The 15,598-nt window shown below is 61.9% G+C and carries 13 protein-coding genes; 5 read left to right on the plus strand and 8 right to left on the minus strand.

Annotation, left to right across the window (positions count from 1 at the left end):
• Positions 1-13 precede the first annotated feature (13 nt).
• The gene (locus tag ACJ8IM_RS05390; RefSeq protein ID WP_033655305.1) at positions 14-2,671 is read left to right on the plus strand and encodes a beta-N-acetylhexosaminidase; all 2,658 of its coding nucleotides are present in this window, start codon (positions 14-16) and stop codon (positions 2,669-2,671) included.
• Positions 2,672-2,917: 246 nt separating this feature from the next.
• Here the strand turns inward: ACJ8IM_RS05390 and fur are convergent, their stop codons facing one another.
• From fur to ybfF, 4 genes are all read right to left on the minus strand, one after another.
• Entirely contained in the window at positions 2,918-3,364 is a 447-nt protein-coding gene (fur, locus tag ACJ8IM_RS05395) for a ferric iron uptake transcriptional regulator (protein ID WP_019454058.1), read from the minus strand.
• Positions 3,365-3,693: 329 nt separating this feature from the next.
• The gene (gene fldA / locus ACJ8IM_RS05400) at positions 3,694-4,233 is read right to left on the minus strand and encodes a flavodoxin FldA (RefSeq protein WP_025301862.1); all 540 of its coding nucleotides are present in this window, start codon (positions 4,231-4,233) and stop codon (positions 3,694-3,696) included.
• Positions 4,234-4,497: 264 nt separating this feature from the next.
• The gene (ybfE, locus tag ACJ8IM_RS05405) at positions 4,498-4,785 is read right to left on the minus strand and encodes a LexA regulated protein (protein WP_004939936.1); all 288 of its coding nucleotides are present in this window, start codon (positions 4,783-4,785) and stop codon (positions 4,498-4,500) included.
• 256 nt (positions 4,786-5,041) lie between these two features.
• On the minus strand, positions 5,042-5,815 hold the full coding sequence (gene ybfF, locus ACJ8IM_RS05410; protein ID WP_079656284.1) for an esterase: 774 nt from the start codon (positions 5,813-5,815) through the stop codon (positions 5,042-5,044).
• A gap of 224 nt (positions 5,816-6,039) precedes the next feature.
• Between ybfF and seqA the strand changes: the two genes are divergently transcribed.
• The 4 genes from seqA to ACJ8IM_RS05430 all read left to right on the plus strand — a co-directional run bounded on the left by seqA (position 6,040) and on the right by ACJ8IM_RS05430 (position 9,428).
• Positions 6,040-6,582 carry a replication initiation negative regulator SeqA gene (gene seqA / locus ACJ8IM_RS05415; protein ID WP_033637454.1) on the plus strand — a complete coding sequence of 181 codons (543 nt, stop codon included), beginning with the start codon at positions 6,040-6,042 and terminating at the stop codon, positions 6,580-6,582.
• A gap of 76 nt (positions 6,583-6,658) precedes the next feature.
• Complete coding sequence (gene pgm, locus ACJ8IM_RS05420; protein ID WP_033638690.1) at positions 6,659-8,302, plus strand: phosphoglucomutase (alpha-D-glucose-1,6-bisphosphate-dependent); 1,644 nt, start codon at positions 6,659-6,661, stop codon at positions 8,300-8,302.
• A 191-nt stretch (positions 8,303-8,493) separates the two neighbouring features.
• Positions 8,494-9,129, plus strand: coding sequence for a PadR family transcriptional regulator (locus tag ACJ8IM_RS05425; RefSeq protein WP_033637455.1), 636 nt, complete (start codon positions 8,494-8,496; stop codon positions 9,127-9,129).
• Positions 9,129-9,428: a DUF3861 domain-containing protein gene (locus tag ACJ8IM_RS05430; protein WP_033655173.1), complete on the plus strand. Its 300-nt coding sequence runs from the start codon at positions 9,129-9,131 to the stop codon at positions 9,426-9,428. Before ACJ8IM_RS05425 ends, ACJ8IM_RS05430 begins: the two co-directional genes overlap by 1 nt.
• Positions 9,429-9,455: 27 nt before the next feature.
• Here the strand turns inward: ACJ8IM_RS05430 and kdpE are convergent, their stop codons facing one another.
• From kdpE to kdpB, 4 genes are all read right to left on the minus strand, one after another.
• Complete coding sequence (kdpE, locus tag ACJ8IM_RS05435; RefSeq protein WP_033637458.1) at positions 9,456-10,145, minus strand: two-component system response regulator KdpE; 690 nt, start codon at positions 10,143-10,145, stop codon at positions 9,456-9,458.
• Between the two features lie 16 nt (positions 10,146-10,161).
• On the minus strand, positions 10,162-12,858 hold the full coding sequence (gene kdpD, locus ACJ8IM_RS05440) for a two-component system sensor histidine kinase KdpD (protein ID WP_033637459.1): 2,697 nt from the start codon (positions 12,856-12,858) through the stop codon (positions 10,162-10,164).
• A 73-nt stretch (positions 12,859-12,931) separates the two neighbouring features.
• Positions 12,932-13,501, minus strand: a complete 570-nt coding sequence (gene kdpC / locus ACJ8IM_RS05445) for a potassium-transporting ATPase subunit KdpC (RefSeq protein WP_033655177.1) — start codon at positions 13,499-13,501, stop codon at positions 12,932-12,934.
• Positions 13,502-13,519: 18 nt separating this feature from the next.
• Positions 13,520-15,589 (minus strand): potassium-transporting ATPase subunit KdpB, encoded by a 2,070-nt coding sequence (gene kdpB, locus ACJ8IM_RS05450; RefSeq protein WP_033637460.1) that lies wholly within the window; start codon positions 15,587-15,589, stop codon positions 13,520-13,522.
• Positions 15,590-15,598 lie beyond the last annotated feature (9 nt).

A 15,598-nucleotide genomic window follows, 5' to 3' on the forward strand; every position in this document is an offset into this window, starting at 1 on the left:
GAAGGACAAGAATATGAACGCATTCAAACTGAGCGCATTAGCCGCTTTGACGGCAACGATGGGATTCCTGGGCGGCATGGGAAACGCCATGGCCGATCAACAGCTGGTGGATCAACTGAGTCAGCTGAAGCTGAACGTGAAAATGCTGGATAACCGCGCCGGCGAAAACGGCGTGGATTGCGCGGCGCTGGGCGCCGACTGGGCCTCTTGCAACCGGGTGTTGTTCACCCTCAGCAACGACGGCCAGGCGATCGACGGCAAAGACTGGATCATCTATTTCCACAGCCCGCGCCAGACCCTGCGGGTGGACAACGACCAGTTCAAGATAGCTCACCTCACCGGCGATCTGTACAAGCTGGAGCCGACCGTCAAATTCAGCGGTTTCCCGGCCGGTAAGGCGGTGGAAATCCCGGTGGTGGCCGAATACTGGCAGCTGTTCAGAAACGACTTCCTGCCGCGCTGGTATGCCACGTCCGGCGACGCCAAGCCGAAAATGCTGGCGAATACCGACACCGAAAACCTGGATCAGTTCGTGGCGCCGTTCACCGGCGACCAGTGGAAGCGCACCAAGGACGACAAAAATATTCTGATGACGCCGGCTTCGCGCTTTGTCAGCAATGCCGATCTGCAGACGCTGCCTGCCGGCGCGCTGCGCGGCCAGATCGTGCCGACGCCGATGCAGGTGAAAGTGCACGCGCAGGATGCCGATCTGCGTAACGGCGTGGCACCGGATCTGAGCACGCTGGTCAAGCCGGCGGCGGACGCCGTCAACCAGCGCTTTGCGCTGCTGGGCGTGCCGGTTCAGGCCAACGGCTATCCGATCAAGACCGACATTCAGCCGGGCAAGTTTAAAGGCGCGATGGCGGTGTCAGGCGCCTATGAGTTGAAAATCGGCAAGAAAGAGGCGCGAGTGATCGGTTTCGATCAGGCCGGGGTGTTCTACGGGCTGCAGTCGATCCTGTCGTTAGTGCCGAGCGACGGCAGCGGCAAGATCGCCACGCTGGACGCCAGCGATGCACCGCGCTTCGAGTATCGCGGCATTTTCCTCGACGTGGCGCGCAACTTCCATAAGAAGGACGCGGTGCTGCGCCTGCTGGATCAGATGGCGGCCTACAAGCTCAACAAATTCCACTTCCACCTGAGCGATGACGAAGGCTGGCGCATCGAGATCCCCGGTTTGCCTGAGCTGACGGAAGTCGGCGGCCAGCGCTGCCACGATCTGAGCGAAACCACCTGCCTGCTGCCGCAGTACGGCCAGGGGCCGGACGTCTACGGCGGCTTCTTCAGCCGTCAGGACTATATCGACATCATCAAATACGCCCAGGCGCGCCAGATTGAAGTGATCCCGGAGATCGACATGCCGGCGCACGCCCGCGCCGCGGTGGTCTCGATGGAAGCGCGCTATAAAAAGCTGCATGCCGCCGGGAAAGAGCAGGAGGCCAACGAATTCCGCCTGGTGGATCCGACCGATACCTCCAACACCACCTCCGTGCAGTTCTTTAACCGCCAGAGCTACCTGAACCCGTGCCTGGACTCTTCCCAGCGCTTTGTCGACAAGGTGATCGGCGAAATCGCCCAGATGCATAAAGAAGCCGGCCAGCCGATCAAGACCTGGCACTTCGGCGGCGACGAAGCGAAAAACATTCGCCTGGGCGCCGGCTATACCGACAAGGCGAAACCGGAGCCGGGCAAAGGCATCATCGATCAGAGCAACGAAGACAAGCCGTGGGCCAAGTCGCAGGTGTGCCAGACGATGATCAAAGAAGGCAAGGTGGCCGACATGGAGCACCTGCCGAGCTACTTCGGCCAAGAGGTCAGCAAGCTGGTGAAGGCGCACGGCATCGACAGAATGCAGGCCTGGCAGGACGGCCTGAAAGACGCCGAGAGCGCGAAGGCGTTCGCCACCTCGCGCGTGGGCGTCAACTTCTGGGATACCCTGTACTGGGGCGGTTTCGATAGCGTCAACGACTGGGCCAACAAAGGGTATGAAGTGGTGGTTTCCAACCCGGACTATGTCTATATGGACTTCCCTTACGAGGTGAACCCGGACGAGCGCGGTTACTACTGGGGCACCCGCTTCAGCGACGAGCGCAAGGTGTTCAGCTTTGCGCCGGACAACATGCCGCAGAACGCGGAAACCTCGGTCGACCGCGACGGCAACCCCTTCAGCGCCAAGAGCGACAAGCCGTGGCCGGGTGCCTACGGGCTGTCCGCTCAGCTGTGGAGCGAAACTCAGCGCACCGATCCGCAGATGGAATACATGATCTTCCCACGCGCGCTGTCGGTGGCGGAACGCGCCTGGCACCGCGCCGGTTGGGAGCAGGACTATCGCGCCGGCCGCGAATACAAAGGCGGGGAAACCCACTTTGTCGATACCAAGGCGCTGGAGAAAGACTGGCTGCGCTTCGCCAATATTCTGGGCCAGCGTGAACTGGCCAAGCTGGACAAAGGCGGCGTCGCTTACCGTCTGCCGGTGCCGGGCGCGCGCGTAGCGGGCGGCAAGCTGGAGGCGAATATCGCGCTGCCGGGATTGGGCATCGAGTATTCCACCGACGGCGGCAAGCAGTGGCAGCGCTATGACGCCAAGGCCAAACCGGCGGTTTCCGGTGACGTTCAGGTGCGTTCGGTCAGCCCGGACGGTAAACGCTACAGCCGCGCCGAGAAGGTTTAAGCCCGGTGCAACGGCCTGCTGCCCGGCGGCAGGCCGTATAACGAAGGGGGAATGCGTCTGCCTTCGCGCGTGTCGGCGCGGGGCGGACGTTGAAGTGAGAGTAGTACGTGGAGTCGCAGTGCCGCTGCAATTGTGATATTTCATGACATGATTTTCCCCGGCTTGTCCGGGGATTTTTTTGCCCGTTGCACGGCGGGCATAAAAAAACCGCCTCGGTGTGAGGCGGTTTTTCATAGCCGGTCAGGCTTATTTCTTGTCGTGCAGCGTTTCGTCTTCACGACAGTCACCGGTTTCGCAGTGGCCGTACAGGTACAGGCTGTGGTTGGTGAGCTTGATGCCGTGCTGCTTGGCGATATCACGCTGGCGAACTTCGATGGATTCGTCGCTGAATTCAATCACTTTGCCGCAGTCCAGGCAAATCAGGTGATCGTGGTGATGCTGTTGGGTCAGCTCGAACACGGACTTGCCGCCTTCGAAATTGTGACGTGTCACAATGCCCGCATCGTCAAACTGGTTCAGTACGCGATAAACCGTTGCCAGCCCGATCTCTTCGCCCATATCAATCAGTTTTTTGTACAAATCTTCCGCACTGACGTGATGGCATTCCGGATTTTGCAGTACTTCCAGGATTTTGAGTCGCGGAAGCGTGACTTTTAAGCCGGCCTTCTTCAGTGCGATGTTGTTGTCGGTCATGCGAATTCAGTCCTGTTACTATGCTAATCAAGTTGAGGCGTACTCGCCTGTGGCATCGGTCGGCACAAAGAGTTAATGCGTCTCATTATAGAACCGGTTGTACTAAATAGAAACCGCCGGTTGTTAACAAAGATATAATTGCACTATTGCATGTTTTGCATGCAACGCCTTGATGGATGGGATAAACCGATATCTCAGTCTACCGTGACGGGGTGGGAAGTTACAAATCTGTAGCTTCTATCGCAGCAATCCCTGCTGCCGATGACGGCCCTGTGGGCACACTATGCACTTTACAGGGCCTTTGTTCAACCTTTCGCCAGTGCCGGGGCTTAGCCGACGATATCGGCCAGGCTCAGCTCTTCGACGATCTGTTTGACCCAGGCGTCCACGCGCTCGTTGGTCAGCTCCGGCTGGCGGTCTTCGTCGATCGCCAAACCGATGAAGTGATCGTCGTCCGCCAGGCCTTTGGAGGCCTCGAAGTGGTAGCCTTTGGTCGGCCAGTGGCCCACGATGGCCGCGCCGCGCGGTTCGATGATGTCGCGGATGGTGCCCATCGCGTCACAGAAGTATTCCGCGTAGTCTTCCTGGTCGCCGCAGCCGAACAGCGCCACCAGTTTGCCGTTGAAGTCGACTTCTTCCAGCGTCGGGAAGAAATCATCCCAGTCACACTGTGCTTCACCGTAGTACCAGGTCGGGATACCCAGCAGCAGGATATCGAACCCTTCCAGGTCTTCTTTGCTGCTTTTAGCGATGTCATGCACTTCAGAGACGTCGTCGCCAAACTGTTTCTGGAGAATTTTCTGGATCATTTTGGCAATGTTTTCGGTATTGCCAGTGTCGCTGCCAAAGAAAATGCCTACAGTAGCCATATCGCGTATAACCTTTAAATTCAAGTAATTGCATTACTCGACGCCGGCACTGCCGCCGCTGACGCCGATTAAAATGATGCCATGGCAAGAGCCTTTCGCCTCCGGGGCGGGCGCCGACAGGCGCAGTCTCTAGCCGGTAAATGCGTATCATGCCAGAAAGTGGCGCCGGGGTTTTATCGCATTTATGCGATGCCGGAGAATGAAGAAAAGCGTGGTCGATCCGGCGTTGTCCTTAACGCCGCGCCGCGCGTGCGGCCGAAGAGATCAATGTTCCGGCTGTTCTTCCGCCAGTTGCGCCAACAGCATCTGCTCGATGAGTTCGCTGCGGCTGATGTTGCGCTGTTCCGCCAGTTTGTTCAGGGCGTCCACCGCATCCGCGTTGATTTTCAGCTCTACGCGCCGCAATCCACGCACTTTATCGCGCCGTAACTGATTGCGCTTATTGATTCTAAGCTGTTCATCGCGGGAGAGCGGGTTGGTTTTCGGGCGCCCCGGACGGCGTTCATCTGCGAACAGATCCAGCGTCGTGCGATCCGTTTGTTCTTTTGCCATAGGTAGCGGTACTGCAAGGGAGTTTGCATCAAAAAGCGCTCGCACGCTTCCGGAGGCATCGGTTAACACACTTCGGGCCAATAAACCCTAACCCAAATTCACCCCCGAACCGGCGTTCGCGAACGCGCTGGCGCGGCGGCAAAATTATAGCGCGCCATATTACCCCAGCAGATGGAGCGGCGACAATGCCTAACTGCGGGCTAAACGCGCTAAGCCGTTATCTTTAGCGCGTTTTTTCGCCAGAAAAGCGTGTTTTTCAGGCTTCGTCGAGGAAACGGTGGATGGCGCGCAGCACCGCTTCCGGTTTTTCGGCGTGCACCCAATGGCCGGTGCCGGCGACGACGTGCGCGCGGGCCTGCGGGAACTGGCGGGCGATGTCCGCACGGTAACTGTCCTGCACGTACGGCGACAGGCCGCCGCGAATGAACAGGGTCGGGTGCGGCCAGGCCGGGACTTCCTGCCAGCCGGTGATGTCTTCGTAGCGTGCGATCAGCACCGGCAGGTTGAAGCGCCATTCGCCGTTGTGGAATGACTTCAGCAGGAACTGGATCACGCCTTCTTCCTGCAGGTAGTCGCGCATCAGCTCGGCGGCCGCCTGGCGCTGGGTGATGCCGGCGGCGCTGACGGCCTTCAGCGCGGCGAAAATCTCGTCGTGGCGGCGGGTCTGGTAATCCACCGGCGCGACGTCGATAACGATCAGCTTGGCGACGCGCTCGGGCGCGATGGCGGTCAGCGCCATCGCCGCTTTGCCGCCCATCGAATGGCCGATGACGATCGCTTTCTCCAGCTGCAGTTCGTCGAGCAGCGCCAGCAGATCCTGTGCCATGGCGGGATAGTTCATGTCGTCGGCGCGCGGGGAGAGGCCGTGATTGCGCAGATCGACCTTGATCACCGTGTGCTGTTTATGCAGATCGCGCGCCAGCACGCCCAGGTTGTCCAGATTGCCGAACAGCCCGTGGATCAGCAGCACAGGCAGCGCGTCTGACTCGGCGGCCAGCAGTTGATAATGTAATTTCATGGCGAAGTTCATACTGAGAGAGATTCAGATTAGGGTATCATGATTGAATCGCACGATGAATCATGCGGAATTTTCGCGGCGCGGGCTTGGCAGTGCCGGCTATAGGTATTAGTCTGCATTTGCCGTCCGGAGGCACATTGTTGTGTTCGCCCCAGCGCTTTTAACCTTATAATCCCATGGCTTGAATGCAGGATCTGGCTTCAGGTTCTAAGTAGAAAAAACAGTATTGGATAAAGATGAAAACTATTGAAGTCGACGAAGAGCTTTACCGTTATATTGCCAGCCACACGCAACACATCGGTGAAAGCGCGTCCGATATTTTACGCCGCATGTTGAAATTCACCGCCGGGCAGCCGGTGCGCGCGTTGCCTGCCGCCAGTGCCCCGCAGTCCGTCGAGCTGGAAAAAGCGGCGCCGGCGCAGCGTCCGCGCGATCGCGTGCGCGCCATGCGTGAGCTGCTGTTATCGGATGAATACGCCGAGCAGAACAAAGCGGTCAACCGTTTCATGCTGGTGCTGTCCACGCTGTACACCCTCGATGCCGCCGGTTTCGCCGCCGCCACAGAGGCGTTGACCGGCCGTACCCGCACCTATTTCGCCGGCGATCAGCAGACCCTGCTGGCCAACGGCACGCATACCAAGCCGAAGCATGTACCGGGCACCCCTTACTGGGTGATCACCAATACCAATACCGGCCGCAAACGCAGCATGATCGAACACATCATGCAGGCGATGCAGTTCCCGGCGGAACTGATCGAGAAAGTTTGCGGTACCGTCTAATTTAGCGAACAGCCCGTCATGCTGGCCGTGCGCGACGTATTGCCCGGTCACCGACAGGGATGAGGGAGATATGTCGATGGCGAATAATCCACGTGCCGGGCAGCCCGCCCGCCAAAGCGATCTGATCAACGTAGCCCAGCTGACGTCGCAGTACTATGTGCTGCAACCTGAAGCCGGCAATGCCGCACACGCGGTGAAGTTTGGCACCTCCGGCCACCGCGGCAGCGCGCAGCGCCACAGCTTCAACGAAGCGCACATCCTCGCCATCGCTCAGGCGATCGCCGAAGTTCGTCATCAGCAGGGCACCACCGGCCCGTGCTACGTGGGCAAAGACACCCATGCGCTGTCTGAGCCGGCCTTCATTTCCGTGCTGGAAGTGCTGACCGCCAACGGCGTCGATGTGATCGTGCAGGAAAATAACGGTTTCACGCCAACGCCGGCGGTATCGCACGCCATTCTGTGCCACAACCGCCGCGGCGGCGCGCAGGCCGACGGCATCGTCATTACGCCGTCCCACAACCCGCCGGAAGACGGCGGCATCAAATACAATCCGCCGAACGGCGGCCCGGCTGACACCAACCTGACGTCGGTGATCGAGAAGCGCGCCAACGAACTGCTGGCGCAGCAGCTGAAAGGCGTTCAGCGCCAGTCGCTGGACAAGGCCTGGAACAGTGGCCACCTGCACGCCAAAGACCTGGTGCAGCCTTATGTCGAAGGCCTGGTTGAGGTGGTCGACATGCCGGCCATTCAACGCGCCGGCCTGAAGCTGGGCGTGGATCCGCTCGGCGGCTCCGGCATCGCCTATTGGCAGCGCGTGGCGGAACACTACAAGCTGGATCTGACGCTGGTGAACGATTCCATCGATCAGACCTTCCGCTTCATGCACCTGGATCACGACGGCATCATCCGCATGGACTGCTCGTCCGAGTCGGCGATGGCCGGCCTGCTGGCGCTGCGCGACAAATTCGATCTGGCGTTCGCCAACGATCCGGATTACGACCGCCACGGCATTGTCACGCCGAAAGGCCTGATGAACCCGAACCACTATCTGGCGGTAGCCATCAACTACCTGTTCCAACATCGCCCGCAGTGGGGCGCCGATGTCGCAGTCGGTAAAACGCTGGTGTCCAGCGCGATGATCGACCGCGTGGTGGCCGACCTGGGCCGCAAGCTGGTGGAAGTGCCGGTCGGTTTCAAATGGTTTGTGGACGGCCTGTTCGACGGCAGCCTGGGCTTCGGCGGCGAAGAGAGCGCCGGGGCTTCGTTCCTGCGCTTCAACGGCCAGCCGTGGTCGACGGACAAAGACGGCATCATCATGTGCCTGCTGGCGGCTGAAATCACCGCGGTAACCGGTGAGAACCCGCAGCATCACTATGACGATCTGGCCAAGCGTTTCGGTGCGCCGAGCTATAACCGCATCCAGGCGCCGGCAACCCATGCGCAGAAAGCGGCGCTGTCCAAGCTGTCGCCGGAGATGGTCAAGGCCAGTACGCTGGGCGGGGATCCGATCACCGCACGTTTGACCGCGGCGCCGGGTAACGGCGCCTCGATCGGCGGGCTGAAAGTGATGACCGACAACGGCTGGTTCGCGGCCCGTCCTTCCGGTACCGAAGAGGCTTACAAGATCTATTGCGAGAGCTTCCTCGGCGCGGAACACCGCGAGAAGATTGAGCATGAAGCGGTCGAAATCGTCAGCGAAGTGCTGGCTTCCGCCAAGTAATCACTTTCCCTGATTGATAAAAAGCGCTGTTTTTACAGCGCTTTTTTTATGCCTGCAATTTAGATATATCTTTTTATCGGTGCGCGCTTGCGCATTTAGATATATCGATCTAGATTAGCGTTATCGACGCTGTTTAGATATATCTAAACAACCTCGTATTGATGTTCACTGTTAAAGCGAGGTATCACCCTATGTTTCATCGATTAGGTTTACACCGGCATCACCATCATGAATGTGAAGAGGGCCGCCGTCATCGCGGCGGGCGCCATCATTTCGGCGGCGACGGCGAAGAGCACGGCCGGGGTGGGCGCGGCGGCCGGGGCGGGCGTCATCGTCTGTTCGAACACGGCGATCTGCGCCTGGTGCTGCTGGCGCTGGTGGCGCGCAAGCCCAGCCACGGCTATGAGCTGATCAAGGCGATTGAGGAAGCCTCTTCCGGCCTGTACGTGCCGAGCCCGGGGGTGATTTACCCCACGCTGACGCTGCTGGAAGAGCAGGATTTCCTTGAGCCGCTCACCACCGGCAACGGCCGCAAAAGCTACCGCATCACCGCGGCGGGCGAGGGCGAGCTGCAAAAGCATCAACAGGCGGTTGACGTCATTCTGGCGCGCCTGGCGGGCGCCGGCCGCGAGCATCATCGGCACGGCAACCTGGCGGAAGGCATCTACGACGCCATGAACCGCCTGCGCAGCCTGCTGCGCGGCAACGTGATGCGCGCCGATCTTACGCCGCAGCAGGTGGAGCGCATCAACGCCGCGTTGCTGACCGCCGTGGCGGCGATCGAAAGCGAAATGCATATTCAACCCACGCAGCAGGAGAAGAACTGATGCCCGGCCACCGTTTTACTATTACCGTTGAAGCCCTGAGCGATCGCCAGGGCAATCCCGTCGAGAAAGCGCCGCTGAGTTTTGAAGTGACCAACCACGACGATATTCTCGAGATCGTCGAGCGCATCCGGGCGCGTGACGATCTGAACTTCGGCCCCGAGCAGAGCGCGGCCTTCGCCGTAGGCTTGAAGCTGTTCTCCGAAGTGATGATCGAAAACCGCAAACACCCGGTGTTCGCTCCGCTGCGCGATGCGTTTAAGGAATTTATGGTCGGATTGAAGAAAGGCCCGGCGGCGTAAAGGCGCGGCACACCGCGCCCGCCGGGGTTAAGGCATGAAGCGGTAGCCGACGCCGGTTTCGGTCAGCAGGTGTTTGGGCCGGGCCGGATCGGCTTCCAGCTTCTGCCGCAGATGGCCCATGTAGATGCGCAGGTAGTGGCTGTGCTCCACGTAGTTCGGCCCCCAGACGTGGCTCAACAGCTGACGTTGGGTGATCACCTTGCCGGCGTTGGCCAGCAGTTCCGCCAGCAGGCGAAACTCGATCGGCGTCAGGTGCAGGTCTTCGTCGTTGCGCAGCACCCGGCGATTCACCAGATCGACGGTGATCGCTGAAAAACTCACCAGCGGGCTTTCCTGCTGGCTGGCGGAGTGGCGGCGCAGCGCGACCCGCACCCGCGCCAGCAGCTCGCCGATGCCGAATGGCTTGCTGAGGTAGTCGTCGGCGCCGGCGTCCAGCGCGGCGATCTTGTCCTCCTCGGCGTTGCGTGCCGACAGCACGATCACCGGAATGGCGCTCCACTGCCGCAGATCGCGGATGTAGCTCAGCCCGTCGCCATCCGGCAACCCCAAATCAAGGATGATCAGATCCGGTTTGCGCGTGCCGGCTTCAATCAGCCCGCGCTGCAGCGTTTCACTTTCAAACACCCGCAGGCCTTCGCTCTCCAGCGCGGTGCGCACGAAGCGGCGGATCTCTTTTTCATCTTCAACAATCAGAATGTTGGTTGGCGTTATGCTCACGTTTCCCCTGCGTTGATTACAGATCGAAGGCGTCACCGTCGATCTCGGGCGGTTTTTCCAGCGGCAGCACGAAGCGGAAGCTGGCGCCGCCGTTGGCGCCGTTTTCCGCCCAGATGCGGCCATCATGCACTTCAATAATGGCACGGCAAATCGCTAACCCCAAGCCGACGCCGGGGATCGCCGACTCTTTATTGCCGCGTGAAAACTTGTCGAAAATCAGCTGCAGCTGATCGGCGGGGATGCCGGGGCCGTTATCCCAGACCTCGACTTCCAGCCACTCGGGCAGCGTGCGGGCGCGAATGCCGATGGTGGCCTCGGCGCCGGCGTATTTATTGGCGTTTTCCAACAGGTTGGTGAACACCCGTTCCAGCAGGCTGCCGTCGCAGTTGACCAGGATCTGTTCCGGCGGCAGCTCGACCACGATCGGATGCTGGCTGAGCAGCGGCTCCAGCATGTGCAGCGAGGCGCCGACGATCTCTTCCAGCGACTGCCACTCTTTGCGCAGGCTGAAACCGCCGGACTGGATGCGCGCCATATCCAGCAGGTTGTTCACCAGCCGGGTGGTGCTCAGCACCTGCTGGCGGATCTGGCTGGCCTGGGTGGCGTGATTGGAGCCTTCGGCCGCCAGGTCCAGCGTGAGGATTTCCGCCTGGCCGAACAGCACGGTCAGCGGCGTGCGCAGATCGTGCGACAGCGCCGCCAGCAGCGAGTTGCGCAGCTGTTCGCGCTCGGCGTCCAGCTTGGCTTCTTCGGCGCTGCGCGCCAGGTGCAGCCGCTCCAGTGCGCTGGCGATAAGCACCGCGAAGGTCTGCAGCAGCCGCTGCTGTTCCGGCACCATCAGCTGGCGCAGGTTGTTGGGCTCGATCGCCAGCAGGCCGAAGGTCTGCTTGGGGGTATTGAGCGGCAGCAGCTGGTAAGGCACGCCGGGCAGGGTGTCGGTGCCGGCGCCGGCCGGCAGGCCTTTGTCGAAGCTCCAGCGCGCGATGGCTTCATCTACCGACAGCAGCCCGCCTTCCTCGCCGACCATCTGTTGCAGGCGGCCGTCCTCCTGCGGCAGCAGCAGCACGGTTTTCGCCTGGAAACTGCTGGAGAGGAAGTGGCGGCTGGTGTTGGCGATGTCGGCCACGGTCAGCGCGCGGCTCAGCCCGCGCGACATTTCGTACAGGTGACGCGCCCGCTGCTCGCGGTAGCGCGCCACCCGGGCCTGATAACGCACCCCGGCGGTCAGGTTGCCGATGATGATGCCGACGGCGAGCATTACGCCGAAGGTCAGCAGATACTGCATATCGCTGACGGCGAACGACCATTCGGGCTGGACGAAGAACAGATCGAAGCTGGCGACGTTGATCACCGCCGCCAGCACCGACGGCCAGCGGCCGAAGAACAGCGCGACGATCGCCACGCCGAGCAGATAGATCATCACCAGGTTGGCCTGATCGAAGCCCGGCAGCAGCCACTGCGAGAGCAGGGTGATCAGCGCGCACAGCGCCACCGCCACCGCGCAGCCGCGCAGCTGCATGCGCCATTTCTCATTGAAGCTGCGGCCGTCGTGCTCCTTACCCGGCGGCGGCTGCGCGGCGTCGTTCTCCAGCGCCACGATCACCAGATCGAGATCCGGGCCCAGCCGGCCGAGGCGATCGGCGAAGCTGCCGCGCAGCTTCCAGCGCTGTTCGCTGCGGCGGCCGATGATGATTTTGCCGAGGTTATGCTCGCGGGCGTAGCGCAGCACCGCGCGCTCTTCGGACGGATCGGCCAGGGTGGCGGTTTCTGCCCCCAGCTCCTGCGCCAGCCGCAGCGCGCGCAGAATGGCGCGGCGCTGGTTTTCCGGCAGCCGGTGCAGCTTGGGGGTTTCCACATAGACCGCATGCCAGTGGCAGCCAAGCCGCGCCGCCAGCCGGGCGGCGATGCGCACCAGCTTTTCGTTGCCGCTGTTGTGGCCGACGCACAGCAGAATGCTGTCGCGGGTATGCCACACTTTCTCGCGCCCCTGGGTATCGCGAAACTCGCGCATCTGATCATCGACCCGATCGGCGGTGCGGCGCAGCGCCAGCTCGCGCAGGGCGATCAGGTTGCCTTTGCGAAAGAAGTGCTCGATGGCGCGCTCGGCCTGACCGGGAATATACACTTTGCCTTCGTGCAGCCGCCGGCGCAGATCGTCCGGCGGCAGATCGACCAGCACCACTTCGGCGGCTTCGTCAAACACGTGGTCGGGCACCGTTTCGCGCACCCGCACGCCGGTCACGCCGCCCACAACGTCGTTCAGGCTTTCCAGATGCTGCACGTTGACGGTAGTCAGCACGTCGATGCCGGCGTCCAGCAGCTCTTCCACATCCTGCCAGCGTTTGGGGTGGCGCGAACCCTGGGCGTTGCTGTGCGCCAGTTCGTCCATCAGCACCAGCGCCGGGTGGCGCGCCAGCGCGGCGTCGAGATCGAATTCATGCACCAGCCGGCCGCGATGCTGGATGCGTTTTTGCGGCAGCAGCGACAGGCCGTCGAGCAGGGCGGCGGTCTCGCTGCGGCCGTGGGTTTCCACCACGCCGACCAGCACGTCCAGCCCCTGAGCGCGCAAACGCTGGGCCTCCTGCAGCATGGCGTAGGTTTTGCCCACGCCGGCGCAGGCGCCGAAGAATACCTTCAACCGGCCGCGCGGCTTTTCATTGGCCAGCGCCAGCAGGCTATCGGGATCGGGGCGCTGCTGCTCTTCTTCGACCATGACAATTCCTTGTGTTACCAAGCAAAAAGGGGTTCGGCATGCCGAACCCTATCACTATGCTGAATACGGCGCGTTACTTCAACGCATCCAGCGCCAGGTTCAGCTTCAGCACGTTGACCACCGATTCCCCCATGAAGTTGGGCGTGGCCCGATCGGTATTGTCTTCGATCAGTTTGGCGATCTGTTCCGGCGGCAGATGACGCGCCGCCGCTACCCGCGCCAGCTGATATTGCGCGGCGGCGATCGAGATCTGCGGATCCAACCCGCTGCCGGAGGCGGTCAGCAGATCGACCGGGATCGGGCCGCTCATTGCCGGGTTGGCCTGGCGCAGCTGCGCTGCGCGTTCGGCGATAGCCTTATCCAGCGCCGGGTTGGTGGCCGCCAGGTTGCTGCCGGCGGAGGCCTGTGGATTATAGGCCGAATCGCCGGTGGCCGACGGGCGGCCCCAGAAATAGTCGGCGCGCATAAAGTTCTGGCCGATCAGTGCTGAGCCCACCGCCTTGTCGCCTTGGTACAGCAGCGAGCCGTTGGCCGCGGCCGGAAACAGCAGCTGCGCCAGCCCGGTGGTCAGCAGCGGATAGGCGATGCCGGTGATCAGCGTCAGCAAAATCAGCATCACCAGCGCAGGTCGTAAATAAGTCATGTTCATTTCCCTCAATGGTTAACCGGCGACGTGCAGCGCGACCAGGATCAGGTCGATCAATTTGATGCCGACGAACGGCACCAGCAGACCGCCGACCCCGTACAGCCACAGGTTGCGGCGCAGCAGGGCCGCGGCGCTCATCGGTTTATAGCTCACCCCTTTCAGCGCCAGCGGGATCAGGAACACGATCACCAGGGCGTTGAAGATCACCGCCGACATGATGGCGGAGGCGGGGGAGTGCAGGTGCATCACGTTCAGCGCGTTCAGCTGCGGGTAGGTGGCCGCGAACGCCGCCGGAATGATGGCGAAGTATTTGGCCACGTCGTTGGCGATGCTGAAGGTGGTCAGCGAGCCGCGCGTCATCAGCATCTGTTTGCCGATATGCACCACTTCGATCAGCTTGGTCGGGTTGGAATCCAGATCGACCATGTTGCCCGCCTCTTTGGCAGCCTGGGTGCCGGAGTTCATCGCCACCGCCACATCGGCCTGCGCCAGCGCCGGGGCGTCGTTGGTGCCGTCGCCGGTCATCGCCACCAAACGGCCTTCTCCCTGATACTGGCGGATCAGCGCCAGCTTGGCTTCCGGCGTGGCTTCCGACAGGAAATCGTCCACCCCGGCTTCGGCGGCGATCGCCGCCGCGGTCAGCGGGTTATCGCCGGTGATCATCACCGTTTTGATGCCCATCTTGCGCAGCTCATTGAAGCGTTCCTTGATGCCGCCCTTGACGATATCCTTCAGCGCCACCACGCCCAGCACCCGGGCGCCTTCCGCCACCACCAGCGGCGTGCCGCCGGTGCGCGCCACGCTTTCCACCAGATCGTCCACCGCCCGCGGGAAGTGGCCCTGATTGGTTTCGACGTGGCGGCGAATGGCGTCCACCGCGCCTTTGCGGATCATGCGCTCCTGCACGTTGACGCCGCTCATGCGGGTCTGGGCGGAGAAGGGCACGAAGGTGGCGTTCAGCGCCTGCAGATCGCGTTCGCGCAGGTTGAAGCGCTGTTTGGCCAGCACCACGATGCTGCGGCCTTCCGGCGTTTCGTCCGCCAGCGAGGCCAGCTGCGCGGCGTCCGCCAGCTCTTGCTCTTTCACGCCCGGCGCCGGCAGGAACTCCGAAGCCTGGCGGTTGCCCAGCGTGATGGTGCCGGTTTTATCCAGCAGCAGCACGTCCACGTCGCCGGCGGCTTCCACCGCGCGGCCGCTGGTGGCGATCACGTTGGCGCCGAGCATGCGGCTCATCCCGGCCACGCCGATGGCGGACAGCAGGCCGCCGATAGTGGTGGGGATCAGGCAGACCAGCAGCGCGACCAGCACGGTGATGGTGACCACGCTGCCGCTGCCGGCCGCTTCCACGCTGTATTGCGAGAACGGGAACAGGGTGGCGGTGGCCAGGACGAACACGATGGTCAGCGCCACCAGCAGGATGGTCAGCGCGATCTCGTTCGGCGTTTTGCGGCGTTTGGCGCCTTCCACCATGGCGATCATGCGATCGAGGAAGGTTTCCCCCGGGTTGACGCTGCACTGCACAACCAGCCAGTCGGACAGCACGCGGGTGCCGCCGGTGACCGAGGAGAAGTCGCCGCCGGACTCGCGGATCACCGGCGCGGATTCGCCGGTGATGGCGCTTTCATCCACCGAGGCGCCGCCTTCCAGCACTTCGCCGTCGCACGGGATGGTATCGCCGGCTTCCACCAGCACGATATCGCCTTTGCGCAGGCTCTCGGCGGCCACTTTCTCCGTGGCGCCGTCGCGGCGCGGGCCGGCCAGCTTTTTCGCCCAGCTGGTTTTCTTGGTGCCCTTCAGGCTTTCCGCCTGGGCCTTGCTGCGCCCTTCGGCCAGCGCCTCGGCGAAGTTGGCGAACAGCACGGTGAACCACAGCCACAGGGCGACGCTGCCGGTGAAGGCGGCGGCGCCGTCGGTTTGGCCGGTGAGGATCGCCAGCCAGATGGCGGTGGTCAGAATGCTGCCGATATACACCACGAACATCACCGGGTTGCGCCATTGAACGCGAGGGTCCAGTTTTTTCACCGCATCGATCAGCGCGGTGCGCACCAGAGCCGGTTCAAACAGCGCGCGTTGTTTGCGAGTCATCTCTTATTC

Source organism: Serratia sp. CY33525 (assembly GCF_052169115.1).
In the GTDB taxonomy this organism is placed as follows: Bacteria; Pseudomonadota; Gammaproteobacteria; order Enterobacterales; family Enterobacteriaceae; genus Serratia; species Serratia sarumanii.